This is a genomic window from Colwellia psychrerythraea, from assembly GCF_000764225.1.
In the GTDB taxonomy this organism is placed as follows: Bacteria; Pseudomonadota; Gammaproteobacteria; order Enterobacterales; family Alteromonadaceae; genus Colwellia; species Colwellia psychrerythraea_D.
The window spans coordinates 95,323-110,437 of the sequence record NZ_JQED01000003.1; the positions used below are offsets into that span (position 1 = coordinate 95,323).

The 15,115-nt window shown below is 38.7% G+C and carries 15 protein-coding genes and 1 other RNA gene; 9 read left to right on the forward strand and 7 right to left on the reverse strand.

Annotated elements, in window-relative coordinates; genetic code table 11:
- The first annotated feature begins 151 nt into the window (after positions 1–151).
- The 4 genes from rsmI to ND2E_RS20730 all read left to right on the forward strand — a co-directional run bounded on the left by rsmI (position 152) and on the right by ND2E_RS20730 (position 3,980).
- The gene (rsmI, locus tag ND2E_RS20740; RefSeq protein WP_033091892.1) at positions 152–1,000 is read left to right on the forward strand and encodes a 16S rRNA (cytidine(1402)-2'-O)-methyltransferase; all 849 of its coding nucleotides are present in this window, start codon (positions 152–154) and stop codon (positions 998–1,000) included.
- Between the two features lie 213 nt (positions 1,001–1,213).
- Positions 1,214–1,637, forward strand: an RNA gene (gene rnpB / locus ND2E_RS22300) — RNase P RNA component class A.
- A 484-nt stretch (positions 1,638–2,121) separates the two neighbouring features.
- Positions 2,122–2,694 carry an aspartyl/asparaginyl beta-hydroxylase domain-containing protein gene (locus tag ND2E_RS20735; protein ID WP_033091893.1) on the forward strand — a complete coding sequence of 191 codons (573 nt, stop codon included), beginning with the start codon at positions 2,122–2,124 and terminating at the stop codon, positions 2,692–2,694.
- Between the two features lie 320 nt (positions 2,695–3,014).
- Positions 3,015–3,980, forward strand: a complete 966-nt coding sequence (locus ND2E_RS20730) for an SAM-dependent methyltransferase (RefSeq protein ID WP_033091895.1) — start codon at positions 3,015–3,017, stop codon at positions 3,978–3,980.
- 40 nt (positions 3,981–4,020) lie between these two features.
- Here ND2E_RS20730 and ND2E_RS20725 read toward each other — a convergent pair whose 3' ends face one another.
- On the reverse strand, positions 4,021–4,680 hold the full coding sequence (locus ND2E_RS20725) for a HEAT repeat domain-containing protein (protein ID WP_033091896.1): 660 nt from the start codon (positions 4,678–4,680) through the stop codon (positions 4,021–4,023).
- A gap of 304 nt (positions 4,681–4,984) precedes the next feature.
- Between ND2E_RS20725 and ND2E_RS20720 the strand changes: the two genes are divergently transcribed.
- The 5 genes from ND2E_RS20720 (at position 4,985) to ND2E_RS20700 (ending at position 8,040) form a co-directional block, all read left to right on the forward strand.
- A complete protein-coding gene (locus ND2E_RS20720) occupies positions 4,985–5,677 on the forward strand; it encodes a PEP-CTERM sorting domain-containing protein (protein WP_033091897.1) in 693 nt (230 codons plus the stop codon).
- A gap of 114 nt (positions 5,678–5,791) precedes the next feature.
- Positions 5,792–6,187 (forward strand): DUF6916 family protein, encoded by a 396-nt coding sequence (locus ND2E_RS20715; protein WP_033091898.1) that lies wholly within the window; start codon positions 5,792–5,794, stop codon positions 6,185–6,187.
- Between the two features lie 89 nt (positions 6,188–6,276).
- A complete protein-coding gene (locus ND2E_RS20710; RefSeq protein ID WP_033091899.1) occupies positions 6,277–6,825 on the forward strand; it encodes a phage tail protein in 549 nt (182 codons plus the stop codon).
- A 150-nt stretch (positions 6,826–6,975) separates the two neighbouring features.
- On the forward strand, positions 6,976–7,524 hold the full coding sequence (locus ND2E_RS20705) for a phage tail protein (protein ID WP_033091900.1): 549 nt from the start codon (positions 6,976–6,978) through the stop codon (positions 7,522–7,524).
- A gap of 45 nt (positions 7,525–7,569) precedes the next feature.
- Complete coding sequence (locus ND2E_RS20700) at positions 7,570–8,040, forward strand: GNAT family N-acetyltransferase (protein ID WP_033091901.1); 471 nt, start codon at positions 7,570–7,572, stop codon at positions 8,038–8,040.
- A 127-nt stretch (positions 8,041–8,167) separates the two neighbouring features.
- Here the strand turns inward: ND2E_RS20700 and ND2E_RS20695 are convergent, their stop codons facing one another.
- The 6 genes from ND2E_RS20695 to ND2E_RS20670 all read right to left on the reverse strand — a co-directional run bounded on the left by ND2E_RS20695 (position 8,168) and on the right by ND2E_RS20670 (position 15,030).
- Positions 8,168–8,581 (reverse strand): MerC domain-containing protein, encoded by a 414-nt coding sequence (locus tag ND2E_RS20695; RefSeq protein WP_033091902.1) that lies wholly within the window; start codon positions 8,579–8,581, stop codon positions 8,168–8,170.
- A gap of 33 nt (positions 8,582–8,614) precedes the next feature.
- Positions 8,615–9,067: a Fur family transcriptional regulator gene (locus tag ND2E_RS20690; protein WP_033091903.1), complete on the reverse strand. Its 453-nt coding sequence runs from the start codon at positions 9,065–9,067 to the stop codon at positions 8,615–8,617.
- 145 nt (positions 9,068–9,212) lie between these two features.
- A complete protein-coding gene (locus ND2E_RS20685) occupies positions 9,213–9,887 on the reverse strand; it encodes a DUF1826 domain-containing protein (protein ID WP_033091904.1) in 675 nt (224 codons plus the stop codon).
- Between the two features lie 509 nt (positions 9,888–10,396).
- Positions 10,397–11,497, reverse strand: coding sequence for an alkaline phosphatase D family protein (locus tag ND2E_RS20680; protein WP_052056161.1), 1,101 nt, complete (start codon positions 11,495–11,497; stop codon positions 10,397–10,399).
- The gene (locus ND2E_RS20675; protein ID WP_033091905.1) at positions 11,494–12,657 is read right to left on the reverse strand and encodes a sulfatase-like hydrolase/transferase; all 1,164 of its coding nucleotides are present in this window, start codon (positions 12,655–12,657) and stop codon (positions 11,494–11,496) included. Before ND2E_RS20675 ends, ND2E_RS20680 begins: the two co-directional genes overlap by 4 nt.
- Before the next feature lie 84 nt (positions 12,658–12,741).
- Complete coding sequence (locus ND2E_RS20670) at positions 12,742–15,030, reverse strand: TonB-dependent receptor domain-containing protein (RefSeq protein ID WP_033091906.1); 2,289 nt, start codon at positions 15,028–15,030, stop codon at positions 12,742–12,744.
- Positions 15,031–15,115: the final 85 nt, after the last annotated feature.

Here is a 15,115-nt window from a genome sequence, read left to right on the forward strand (position 1 = left end):
CGCCTGAGCAAACCATACTCATCGTTACCTCTTCTTTTAAGGGAAAACCCTTAATAATAAGAGGCGCCTTGATCATGAATTGCTCAGGTATCCTGAAACACGTCTTTTGAGGTATCATGGGTATATGCCTAATCAAGTGAAGTAAGTTTACATGAGTGAAACAACCCTAATCCCTGCGACGCTTTATATTGTCGCCACCCCAATTGGCAATTTAGGCGATATTAGCCAAAGGGCAATTGATATACTAACGCAAGTTGATGTTATTGCGTGTGAAGATACTCGCCATACTGGAAAGTTGCTTTCTGCATTTTCTATTAAAAATAAAACCATGTCATTACATGATCATAATGAGCGTCAACGTCAAGACCAAGTGGCGAGCATGTTACAAGAAGGCAAAACTATTGCGCTTGTATCCGATGCCGGCACACCATTAATCAGTGACCCTGGTTTTCATCTAGTTCGCCATTGTAGAAGTCTAGGCTTGCAAGTTTCGCCTATTCCAGGCGCTTGTGCTGCTATCTCTGCTCTATCGGTCGCTGGTTTACCTACTGATAGATTTAGTTTTGAGGGCTTTTTACCTTCTAAATCTGGTGCAAGACAAGCAACTTTGGCTGCACTAGCAGATGAATCACGCACTATGGTTTTTTATGACGCTCCACGCAGAGCTATCGACACGGTGCAAGACATTGTTACCACCTTAGGTGGTGAACGCTATATTGTAATCGCTCGTGAGCTGACCAAAACCTTCGAGACTATTCACAGTGATACTGCTGAAAACCTACTTGCTTGGTTAGAGCAAGATGCAAATCAGTTAAAGGGGGAAATGGTGTTGATCATTGAAGGTTATAAAGTTGCGGAAAATGAAATTTCTGCAGAAGTGATCAATACGCTGAAATTGCTGCTCGCGGAGATGAAGCCCAAAAAGGCTTGTGCCATTGCGGCTGAAATTTATGGTGTAAAGAAAAATGCCTTATATGAAGTGGCTTTAGAACTTAAGTAAGATCATTTATACCAATTAATTAAATAAGTAAGCAATGTTAAGCGAAGATAAATTTTCAAGAGCAAGGCGCTTGATTGAGCAATAACTAGCTACTGGGATTGAAAGCAACGCAGCTTTTGGGGATTTAGACCGTCATAGAATGATCGAATAATTATTTCAATTGGTATTAGCAAAGAATATAGACATTTCCAATGAATAAGGTAAAATGCGCGCCGAGTTGACCAGACAATCGCTGCTTTATCGTTGTAGCTTACATTTCGGTGTAAACTAGACAGATAGAGGGGAGGAAAGTCCGGGCTCCAATGAGCAGGGTGCCAGGTAACGCCTGGGCGGCGTGAGCCGACGACAAGTGCAGCAGAGAGAAGACCGCCGATGACCGCTTGCGGAACAGGTAAGGCTGAAAGGGTGCGGTAAGAGCGCACCGGATTGCTGGTAACAGTAATTGCAGGGTAAACTCCACCTGGAGCAAGACCAAATAGGGTTTCATGATTAGTTTACTAATATAAGCGTGGCTCGCGTGGAAACCGGGTAGGTTGCTTGAGCTATAGAGCGATTTATAGCCTAGACGAATGATTGTCATCTCTTTTACTTTTAGTAAGGGAGCTACAAAACCCGGCTTATGTGGTCATCTCACCAATTTTAGTAACCGCTTGATTATCTAATAAATAATCAAGCGGTGCGCTAAAACACCTTCAAATCAAATCGTTACATTCAAAAAATGGTACACGGTTAGATGCACGGCCTCGAATTTTACTCTCTTAAATTCAATTATCATTTTTAGTCTCACTTTTAAATAATCACGAGCAAACTTCTCCACGGAATTGATTTAGGCTCAACTTTTTGCTTGATAAACATTTCTTTCTGATTGCAATTCATCGAAGACAGCAGTGCCATTATTATTCAAATAGTGATTAGTGCAATAAAATTTTAATGTATTACTCAAAAGTCTTATTTTTCAACTGTTAGTCTGTGGTTGCTTAATATGTGAGTGAAGATTCGAATTGCTTACTCAAATAAAATCATTGCGCCTAAAGAGCCGCTGTCAGTGTTTAAAACCCTAACTCGCAATAATAGTTGTGCTTAACTAAACTAATATAAAAACTTGATGAATTATAAGCATAATGATGTTTCCAGATCGTATAAAACTTCCTATTTTATTTGACCATTCGCAAATGCGCCAAGACCTCGAAAAACTGAAAAATGATGAATGGGTGGAACACTTTGTAAAAAATAATTTTGAGGGTGAGTGGTCAATAATTCCACTGCGAAGCCCGAAAGGCGAAACTCATCCCATTAGAATGAGTTATTCAGATCCCTCACAACATGAATTCATTGATACTCATTTTTTAAAGCAAACTCGCTATCTGCCAAAGGTTGTCAGCTGGTTTCGATGCCCAGTAAAATCTGTTCGTTTAATGAAGTTAGCTGCAGGCTCTATTATTAAAAAACATACCGATCTAGATTTAGCTGCTGAATATGGAGAAGCTCGGTTGCATGTACCAATAGAGACAAATACAGATGTGCACTTTTTTTTAAACGATAGTGAAGTTTTGATGAATCAAGGAGAGTGTTGGTATTTACGCTTATCAGACCCTCATAATGTCGATAATAATAGTCAAAGTGACAGAATTCATTTAGTGCTTGATGTGGTCGTTAATGATTGGCTAGAGCAGAAATTACGTCACCCGCTCTAAGTAAGGTAAACGTTTTAAGGACGAAATATGTCATCAATCCAAACACTAATTAGTGAAATCATCGATGAAAAAAACTGTCTATACCCGCTCCACTTGAAGATGCTCGTTTCAGGAAGTCTGAGCGCTTCATGATCAAGGCGCATTTTTTTGTTAAGGGTCATTCCCTTAAAAAGAAATGTAACGCAGAGTATGATTTGCTCAGCCTTCCCCAAGGGGCTGGTTTAGAACCCCTTAATGCTGCGTTATTGATTTCGACAATAGAATAACTATTCTCTTCAATAAATGCCTTGCCTAAAGGCGTTTCTAATTCCAGCTGAATCATGCATCTTCAAGTGGAACGGGTATATACATTAAAACCGCAAATGAATGAACTGGCGCAAAGGTTAAAAAAAACAGTCGATATAGATAAATTGCTTTGCGATAGGATAGATGAAGGAGAAACAGCAACGAATGCGGGGTTAGCCGTGTCACCGACAATGGCAATTATGTGTGCAGATGATTACGTACGTACAGTTCAATTTATTCGAGCACTACATAGTGCAATTTTAGATGTAAATCAGCTTAAACCAGAAACACCTGCTCAAGTGTTATATGCTGGTACAGGACCTTTGGCAATATTAGCAATCCCGTTGATGTTTATATTAACTGAGCATCAAGCTAAATTTACCTTATTAGATTTACATCAAGTGTCTATAGACTCAGTAGAGCAAATAGTAAATGCATTGAAATTAAACAAATCAATAAATACTATTGAAAAAATAGACGCATTTAATTATCAAGTTGATAACAACAATCCTCCCGATATTATCATTCTGGAAATCATGCAAGCTTGTTTAGCTAAAGAGCCTCAAGTCGCCGTAAGCCACCGCCTTATTAAACAAGCGCCAAAGGCGATATTAATTCCTCAAGAGATAAAAATTGAATTGATCATGGTTGATAGTAACAATGAATTTGAATTTAATGGCGAGGACAAATCCAAAATGCGTGTTAGATTGGGAAGCGCATTAACGATTAATAAAGAACAATTATTAGCACAAGTTAATAAAGAAAAGCTAGTGCTCCCCGCGATAGCAATACAAATCCCTAAAACAATACCCCAGTATTTAGATGCTAAACTTTTTACGACCATAAAGACTTATAAACATCACGTGCTTAAAGAGTATGACTCTGGTTTGACTTACCCACGAGCGATAAGCTGTGATCGGGATTTTTCATTAGGCGAAACTTTAGAGTTCAACTACCAAGTAACCGATCAGCCAAGATTAAAGGCGCACGTTATTAATTAGTTTTACTGTTATTTTGATAACGTGAATTACCTTTACTTTATTATTTTTCTGTAGAGTGTCTTTTAGTGTAATTTAAAAATATTAACGCATTATCTAAATAGTCTAACGTTTCTAGTGCGTTGATGATTTCATTTTTTACATCCGTATTTTGTTCAGAAAACAATGCCTGTCCTAAAGCTTGGACCGCTTCATTATTTGCTATTTTTTTTAACCCTTCAATGGTTGCACTGCGTACTTCAATATTATCATCACCTAGCCCTGATGCTAAAAGATAAGTTTCTTGTAAGTTAACCAACTCTTCAATAGCGGTTAGCTTATCTTCTACTGATTCAGATAAATAAAGCTGATTGTGCCAATATAGTTTTGGTTGCTCGTAGAGCCTATCCTCTGAGAAATCAACAAGGCGAACGGCAGAAGCTATAAACATATTAGTTGGCTTTGTATCATCACTTACAGGTTCTTCTTTTTGATTAACTTTAGAATTGACTTCAGATAGTGGGTTACTATGACTTGCTAATACACTGATTGTTTTATGATTAGTAAGTTTTACTCCTTGTTTTGGCTGGATTTCATATTTACTAGAAGCTTCATCATCTGAATGGATAATTTGTTCTGGTGCAAATAAATATCTCTCAATCAACAGACCGCAGAAAAATGCCACAATCGCCAGGAAATATTTATGAGTAAAAATAACGTACATAAGCGTTCCTTTCTTTTTATATTGTAGAGTAAACCTAGCATTGACCTGATATTTTATCGCTATTACTTTTTGTGTGAACCTTGAGTTAAGCCATTTACTACTCATTGTAGTCAATAGTAAGGCATAGATTAATAATGACGCTCTTACTTGTGGAAACCAACTGTCAGGTTTTTTTACACTGTTTGTTTTTTAAATGGCTGTTCATTTTATAAGCTATTGATAACTATAGCTCGGTATGTTTTATGCTTTAAATATCGAGATGTACTAATAGGAACACTATAAATTTCAGTAAAAGGATCATTATATGAAGCACTCAAACTTGTTAACTTTATTTTTACCTTTACTATTATCATTACTACTTTTAGCGCCAACAACAAAAGCTGCCATGATTCAAATTGACTTGGGAAATGCAGCTTCTGGGCTTATCGATGGTAGTACCTATGCCCTAATTCCAGATATCCTTAACGCCCAAGCAGGGCAGCCAGCCCCCTTTGATGCTGGTATCGGTAGCGAACTCTTTGGCGACCCGGCTAATGTTAACTGGCAATTTAATTATGGCGCGATTGCAGAGTCCATTTTATCAGCAAGCTTTTCATTTGGTATTTGGGATCATGATTCTGCTGCATCGGGAAGTCAGTTAGATGCATTTTCATTAGGTGGTATTGATAATACTGCAGCCTTGGATGTTATGTTTGAAAGTGGCGGAGGGGCAACAGATGCTCAGTATAGTGTTTATAACTTTAACTTAGGGGCTGCATTTTTTGCTGACCTTGCTGATGGTAACTTTTCTGTTGATTTGGATATCGGCGGTACGGGGTTACAAACTGCTCTATTTGGTGGACAAGTTAGTGAAACTGCAACAAATGGTTATCATCTAATTTATTCAAGTTTAAGTATCACGTTTGAGGATCCTTCTACCCCCCCTAGTGTGCCTGAACCAAGTACCTTGCTATTGATTGTGCTTTCTCTAGCAGGATTAAAAGCTCGTATTAAATAATAAGTTGTAATGATAAAACATATAAAGGTTTAGCAGCCTTAGCAGTTGTGTTATTAGCCCACGCATCATATTGGCATAGGTCATTGTGATGCGTCATCAAGAGGAAATACACGCATGATAAATCGACGACATTTTTTATTATCAACCTCCGGTGCAATAGTTGCGACGGCTTTACCTAATGCTATCGCACAACCAAGTGCCATTGACCTTAGTTATGGACAATCAAGTAAGCACTCTACTCAACAAAAATTTCAAAACATAATTAATGATAAGTTTTTATTACGCAATGAAAATGGCAGTCATTGGTTAACCCTAAAAAAAGTTGAGCTTGGCCCTGAACATGATGGTATGGAACAATTTCAATTAATCTTTACCAGTGATAGTCCAAATTTCACAGATGATATTTATTCCGTTACTCATCTTTCGACACTAGAAACACGGCAGATGAATATTGAAGCGAGTCAAACAATGAAACAACACTATGTTTCGACATTTTGTTTATTGACTTAATGATAACAATAGCAAATTTGTTTGTACGTTAGTAGTTCCTTGCTGTTCAAAGGGTTTGTACAAACCTCAACAATGAATAAGGAAATATTATGGCTGAACCATTCCTTGGTGAAATAAAAATGTTTGGTGGCAATTTTGCACCTCGTGGTTACGCATTTTGTAATGGCGCTTTATTGGCAATAAGTCAAAATCAAGCACTTTTTTCTCTGCTAGGCACCATCTATGGTGGCGATGGCCGAACCACATTTGCTTTACCCGATTTACGTGGCAGGGTAGCGATGAGTTTTGGAAATGGAGCTGGTTTGACTAATAGACCCATTGGTCAACGTAGTGGTTCAGAGAGCAACACCCTCATTGAAAATCAGATGCCAGCGCATAACCATGTCATTACGGCAACGGCTAAGTGTAAAGGTGCTGCTGGCAATGCGAATACTGCGGTTGGTAATGTTTGGTCGAATGATGCTGGCGTCTCTTCTGCAACTTATTCAAATGCTGGGGCAGATGCGGATATGGCCGCAGGTGCTATTACCGCTGAGTCAGCTAATACTGGGGCAAATCAATCAGTTAATAATTTGCAACCTTACTTAGTATGCAATTATATTATCGCGATTCAAGGACTATTTCCGTCGCGCAATTGATTATGCGTCAAAAGGGAATGATTACATTGCTTCTTTGAACAAGGTTTTGGGACTAAATGTAATCATTTTGGCAATTTACTATTTTGTATGTCAGTAGGTTTATTACTGTTTAAAAGACTTATACAAGGTAAAATTTATTAAGGAATTATTATGTCAGATCCATTTGTCGGCGAAATAAGAGCCTTTGGTTTTAACTTCGCTCCGCGTGGTTGGGCACTATGCCAAGGTCAATTACTTTCTATTGCTAGCAATACTGCTTTATTTTCACTGCTTGGCACTATCTATGGTGGCGATGGCCGAACAACGTTTGCTTTACCCGATTTACGTGGAAGGGCCGCTATGGGTTTAGGTAATGGCCCTGGTTTAACACCTAGAACCATTGGTCAGAAAAGTGGCTTTGAAACCAATACACTCAGTCAAAATCAACTGCCAGCGCATAACCATGCCATTACAGCAACGGCCAAATGTAAAGGCGGTGCAGGTAATGCTAATACGGCGGTTGGTAATGTTTGGTCAAATGATGCCGGCGTTTCATCTGCAACTTATTCCAATGCAGGAGCAGATGCGGATATGGCTGCAGGGGCAGTCACCGCTGAGTCTGCTAATACGGGGGCAAACCAAGCAGTTAACAATATGCAGCCTTTCCTTGTGATAAATTACTGTATTGCATTGGTTGGCACTTATCCATCACGTAATTAAAAATATTGAAGGGGGGAGAATCCTCCCTTTTCAACCACACATAAAATGAAAATAACAATTGCATTAGGCACGACTAGTGATGAAAGCTTCTTTCAACAAATCGATGCTGAACATGCACAACGAATATTCCAATTCCTACCCCGAGAACAACGGGAAAATCTTATTGAAATGCAGTACTTGGCCAAAATTAGCGCTTACAAGAGCCAGTGGCCTGACGCAACAACTTACCTTGTGAAATCCGGACGATTAGGTATTGGAAAAATTATCTTAAGCACGTACAAATCAGGCATGCACATCATAGATGTCGTCATTGATGAAAAGTATAGGAATAAAGGCATCGGTCGGCAATTATTGATGTTAGTCGAACACAGGGCATTAGATATAGGCTGTACTAAACTAACACTTTCAGTTGCTACGAATAATAGAGCAAAGACGTTGTATGATCACCTAGGCTATAAAGTCACTTCTCAAAATGAAACTCAGATTGCCATGCAAAAGCAATTGATGAAGGGTTAACGTACGTGATCAACTCACATATTCCTTGAAAAGCCTCTGCAGTGATGTAGAGGCTTTTTTTATGGCTGATATTATTGCTTGTAGGCTCTATAAAGTATTTTGATTGTCAATTTCACTGAATTTGAACCTACTTATCTGCTTTCACCGGGCATGGACATTGTTCTAGCTTTTGACAAAGTGAAAAGTTTCTAACGTGGCTAAATGCAATCAGTGCGGCACCTAAAACAGTTAATACTTTTTCTCCTGTTTCACCGAGATGCCTTTCAGCCAGAAGAATGGCAACAACTAAGCAAGATAATCCCAATAGTCCTGTAACCATGAATGACAGCGTTTTATGTTTTTTACAGCCTAAAGCTAAGGCGTAAATACTAACAGGGATAACGGCGACTATCATCCAAAAATGAAAGGCTTCGCCTTCTAAAGGAATTATTGCAAAACTAGGAAAAAAAACGATAAACAGCGGTACTGCTAAGCAGTGTAGTACACAAGCGAGTGATAAACTAATAGCCATTTTGTCGGTGGAAATAGATAAATTTTTCATTTTGTTAACCTTAATAAGTTCACCGCTGCATTGTTAGCGTAAGCAAGTGTTGCATATGCAATTTAGCTCAATATGGGAGGACAATAATTGGTAGCCAAATTGCTTAGCTTTGTTGTCTAGTTCTAATAATTTGCTGGGATCTAGCTTAATTTCATCTACTCGCTGACATTGTTGACAAAACAGTAGTTGTGACGTTACATGAGGTAAGTCATTGATAATATCAGCACAAGCCACATATTTATTCGCTATATTTAACTTATGCACTAATTGACTTTTCTCTAAAAAAGATAAAATTCGATAGATGGACATCGGAGCAAGGGATTGCTTAAATTCCTTTTCAAGCAAATCGATTAACTCATAAGCTGAAACAGCTTTATCTATTTGTAATAATGCCGTTAGAATTAGCTTTCTTTTCGTTGTTAATTGAGCTCCTTGTTGGCGACACTTTTGTTCAGCATGTGTAATATGAGCTTGAATTTTCTCCATGTCTTATCTCAATTTATGTCGGTTGTGTGCAGGTATGTATTCTAAAGTGCAGCTTTTGATACTATGTGTGTTGGCTCGCAAAAATGGCTGTAAAAAGTAAGGAGCTATGACGAAATATTTATAATTATTTAATCTTTCCATGAAATTAGCTCATGAAATCTAAGGTAAGAATTAATCGCTGCTCACTTTGCGCGCAAATGGGGGAGCGATGTACTAAACCAGCTTGTTCATTATTGTGCCAGTTCTCACCTTTAAGTAAGGCAATGTCTCCACATGAAATCTGCTCGATACTCGCTGTGGGGTTGATTAACCCCGAGCAATCATCTGACAACCCATTACTACCTGAGCCTAACTTATTTCTATTCACCGCTTCTTGAGGAAGCCATTGAGTCGCAGGACCATGCAAGGTTGTCACTAGCCGACACGGTACTTTATCGACATGGAACCTAGGACACATAGGGCTATCAAGTAATTTCAACCGCAAACCTGCACATTCTAATTCGAAAAGTGTACAGAACATGTCTACTAATAACGTTATATGCTGGCAAAAATCATGAATTTCCTCGATATCATCGAGGCAGTTGGCAATGTGCTCATAGGCATTACTTGGCGTTAAGACCATTACAGTTCTAAATTTTGGCTTTTGTATAATGATCTTTTCAATGCAACGATTAATGTTATCAGTCAGAGAGTGTTGCCAAACGGCCAAATTGACATCATCTCGATATATATCAGTTAAGGTACTTGGTAGAGGAGATTGACTCGTAATACGACATTTGTCCGTGGTTGTCGCTAAAGCGCTGGAAGTTGATTGATTCAAAATATTTAGGTATCCACATTATTATTCATCATTTAGCTGAAATAGCAGAGGCTTTAAAATGTTTTAGGTAAGATATGTTTGATAGGTTAATGTGATACTATAACATAGTCAAGGTGTGTTTTTTTTTCGGTGGCAGAAAGTGTTATATATTAACTTTTCATGTTTTTTGTTTTTATTATATTTTCATTACGGTTTTTATGTGCTTTTGTTAGTTTTTATAAAGAGATTGGTAAGGTAAGTGGTGTTTGTTAAAAGGTTTTTGTTGTTACTTTATATCAATATGTTGTGTTGATCGTTTGAAGCTATTTTATGTGATTACTTAGCTATTTGGCAGTACCGTTTATTTTGAAAATTACAGAATAAACGGTATTTAGACGTCTTCGAAAGAATGAAGCTAGCTCCAAGTTTTACTTTCAAGCAAGAGAGCTCGGTATTTAGTCAATGGGCAATAATGCTTTCGTTTTAAAAATTATTAACCCATCAAGACAATGAAAATGACAAACTTCTTTCTATTTTTTCTGGTATGGACTAATTAAAGATAACGGCATTTTTTGCTGACTAAATACCTTGCCATTTACGTCCTTTATGCTCAGGGTAATTTGAGGGTCGACTTGTTGCCAATCAATGAGCAACTCACCATAATTCACGTTATTAATAAAATTACCTACGCGATGTTTGTTAGGACTTACTTCTTTCCATTCCTCTGTTAAACCAGAGCTAGTGACTTCCCATAAGGGGTAGTCTAGGTTGCTTGTTACCTTAGACATTTCTCCCCAATGTGTATCACCACTAATGATTATTACCCCGTTGACCTGATACTTTTTAATTAAAGAAAAAAGACGTTCTCTGTCATGAGGAAAGTTTGCCCAAGATTCCCAGCCGGTAAATTCAGGTAGTAGCTGTAAACTCGAAGCAATCACTTTAATTTTTGATGGTTTTTGCAATTCTGTTTCTAGCCACTGCCATTGGGCTTCTCCTAACATTGATGCATTTTCTGTTAAGTTGGGACTATAAGGTCCCATATTATTTGGTTGACGGTTAGTTTGATAATTAACGCTGCCGACATTGCTCAATTCATCTCGATTCCAGCGTAAATCGGGTAAAATAACATGCACTTTATTGTGCGCTTCTCCATACATATAAGCCGTATAAATACCATTTTCTTGCGTATACCTAGCTGAATTTTGTGGCTCTTGCCAGAAGTCTAACATTAGCTTTCTAGATTGTTCTTTTTGCGGGTACTCTGCGCCTGCATCATTCTCACCAAAATCATGGTCGTCCCAAATGGCGATGGTTGGTGTGGTAGAGCGGAGTTTTTTTATCCCAGGGTTATTGCCAAGTCGTTGGTATTTTTCGGCCATATCTTGCATGTTCTTTGTGTCGCCATAAATATTATCTCCCAGAAAAATGAATAAATCTGCCGCCTCGTCATTAATAGACTTTAAAATGGGCATGGCTTTATCTTGATGTGAACAAGAACCAAAAAGAATTTTTTGTGGTGAGCTCTTTAACTTATTTGACTGAATTAATTGATTAAATTGCGTAGCTTGTGCTGTTATCAATAGCTGAAAGCTGGTTATGCAAAGTAGCACCAATGATGATGATTTCATTCAAAAACCTCCTGAATAACTGAGCCTGCTGTCGGATTAAATGCCTTAGGGTCTTCACCTAACAAGGTCAATGCGGTCGCGGCAATTTGATTTTGCTTAACTTCTTGTGTGGTTTTTATTTCACCTCGCGCGCGCACACCAGGCCCCATGGCAGCAAACCAAATATTTTCTGAACCAATAATGCCATTTGGAAACGCTTTGAGGTTTTTCATATAACCTTGTACCGCTAACTTTGAGGCATGATGTTGCCAATCGTCGGCATTACTACCTCGGCCATGATCTGTGGTGATCATTAACACGGTATTATCTTGATAACCAGAGGTTGTTTGCAGAGTGTGCCATAAGTCAGCGATAAACTTATCAGTTTGATGGGCCGAGGAGAGGTAACTGTCGTAATGGCCATCATGGGCAAAATCATCTGTTTCACCTAAAGCAATTATCATGACTTTAGGTTTAACTGTTAATAAATAATCTTTTGCGTATCGATAAGTGAAACTATCTAAGCGAACGTTGTGCCAAGGGCTAGGGATTTCTTTTTGTAAATTGTTCAGTAGTTTAGCTTGATTAGACAGTGCATAACCTTTGGCTGAATCAAACCCAGCATTAATATAAAGCTGACTGCGTTCTTTATTTAAAATAAAAGGAAATACGTCCCAACTGCCAAATGCAGCCAGTTTGTGTTGGTAATCTTCTTTAGTATTTAGCCATTCTAAAAAAGAAATTTGTGGGTTTAATTTTTTTTTATTGCTATTGATGGAATGATCAACCACACCAGTAAAAATCTCACTGTATCCAGGGTAGGAAAAGTGCCATTGGTTAGCAATTGACATGTTTGACCCAATATTACGATTGCCAATTACCATGCCTTCTTTTACAAAGGTATTCCAAAAGAATGGCATTAATAATTGACGACGTTTTTCTTCATTGTCATGCCAAAATTTTTCCTGGACATGATGTCCTTGTCGAACAAACTTTTCATTCTTGAGTAACGAAGGGTCAGCGCCAGAAAATAATTCCTGCCACCGTAATCCATCAATAGTGACTAACACTAAGTTGGTACCACTTGCTGTATTGTCGATCGCAGAATTTCCTTTGTCTGCATTTGCATTAATACTAAAGCCCGTTAGCAATAGCATGATTAGAATGATTTTTTTTAACATGTGTAGACCTGTTGTCGAATAATTCAAATGAAAGAAGCCAAGTAAGAGCTACTTGGCTTGGTTATCAATGTTGTCTATTAAGCTTTAGAAGTTGGCAGTAAAGGTCATTGAAGCCGTTCGAGGTGCTCCGATAAAGAAGGTAGTCCCATTGCCGGTTCCCGTTGATAAATAACTTTCATCGGTAATGTTGGTAACAACGAACGCGATGTCAATCGAGCTAATTGCTTGACCGTCAAAAGGAACAAAGTAACCTGCATTGAAATCAAATGTGGTGTAAGAAGGCGCATCACCACGTTCTCCGGTATATTTACCCGATGCACCAAGTCGGAAATCACCTTTAGTGTAATCCGTTGATAAAACAAACATATCATCCACGGAATCGATGACTTTATCACCTTCGCTAAAACCTGGGGCATCACCAACATAACGTGAATCATTATTGGTATACGATGAATATAAGCTCCATTGATCATTTAAGCGGTAGTTTACACTGAGTTCAAAACCATCGGACTCAATACCACCAACATTAACGTAAGAGCCATTAGTACCAATAGTGTAATCAATGCCATCAGTATCGCTGCCAGGCGCTATGAAGGTAATTCTATTTTCAAAATCAATAGTGTAATAAGTGGCTGAAAAGCTAATATCTTCAGTGTTGTAGCGCAGGCCTAAATCGATATTTTCAGCTGTTTCAGGTTCAATATTTTCAAGTGTAGATGCATCACGCTCCAATACACCGTCTTTAATAGCTGAAAAGTTCTCGCTGTACCCAGCAAATATCTCAATGTTATTGTTTACTTGATAGATAGCACCAGTACTAAAGAGGACATCAGAATCACTGTTAACTTTTCCCGTTTGTTGGTTGGTAAAACCATCAGTTTTTTCAATATCTACTAAGTATTTTTGCGCGCCGATATTTAAGGATAGATCGCCAAAATCTAGCGTGTCTTGTAGGTAGAACTTTAATGTGTCGGTTTGAAATTCATTACTATATTGTGTCCAATAGGGCGTTGAATCAAAATGATGATAAACACGTGCATCAATCACTTTATGCCAATCTCTCGATTCATTACGTTCATTTGATTCTGCCCATAATCCAAATTGAATGTCGTTCATGGCAATAGTCCACTGTGCATTTGCAGTTAAGCCTATACGGTCCTTTTCATAATGGGTATGACGATAAGACATCACAGGCACAGCGCTATCACTATAACAGGCTGGATGTAAACCTGGGCCAGAATCCCATGGCCAAGTAAAACTTTGCTCGCAGCCTGTCGCAGGTGCTAATGGCGTGCCATTTTGGTCGGTAAAGCCATAAGTCGCCCCTATTGAACCACCTTGGTTGGTTGGGTTGCCGTTACTATCTACTGCGGAAACTAAATAAGGTGGGATCCAATCACCTCGCCCCTTATTTTTATGAAAATATGGTGTGATTTGAAACGACGCATTGTCAGACAATTGATAATCAAATTTTACATAACCTAAAGTATTTTCACGCAGTGTTGACCAGCCTTCGGCAAACATTTGATCAAGGTGAGGCGTGCCCGTCCAATTCCATGTTAATTGATCCCAATCAGGTGTTTGGTTGAACTGATCTAAACTAACCGAATTGTAATTGTCTTCGTCGGCATCGTCATACGATAAACGGCCAGTAATACTTAAGTTATCTAGTTCGGTAATGAACTTAACTTCGGCGTGCTCTCTTTGCATACCTCCATTAGACCCTTCACCCACCCAGCGACTTGTCGAAGTGGATGAATAGCTCGCGTAAGCGTAGGTATTATCGAAGATCCGTCCTGTGTCATGACGGATGAAATAGCGAGAGGCATCATGATCACCATCGGTATAGGCCAAGGTTGTTGTTTCTTCAAAAGCAGGGTCTGCACTAACAAAGTTGAACGTCCCCCCCAGTGCCTCTAATGAAGCTGATGAAATATCAGAAGTTCCTTGTGATACTTCAATGGTACGCATATTTTCGCTATCTAAATAACGATTTGCTTTAGCGCCGCCACCATAGTTAGAGCCACCATTTGGGATGCCATCAATTGTCATGCCTAGCTGTTGCTGATTACCATCAATAGTAAAGCCGCGCATGGTAATCGATGTTGACCAATCATCACCACCAAAAGCATCGCCTTCATTGATGCTAATACCGGGCAGGTTGTCCATAATAGCGAGTATGCTACTAGCAGGTGACTGCTGCTTGATCATCGATGATTCAATTACATGATTGGCATGAGATAGCTTTTTAGCCACCACGGTGACTTCTTCCATCGCACTCTCATTTTCTTGTTTGTCGGCTGCAGTAGCAGGTAACGACAATGCTGAAGCAATGGCTATAGCGATAAGTTTTTTTGAACATTGAATAGTCATATATCCCCTAGATAAAATGTGTATTGTTTTAATTGCGGGGAAGTATGCTCACTGTTTATGACAGATTATTGACTGAATAATGACT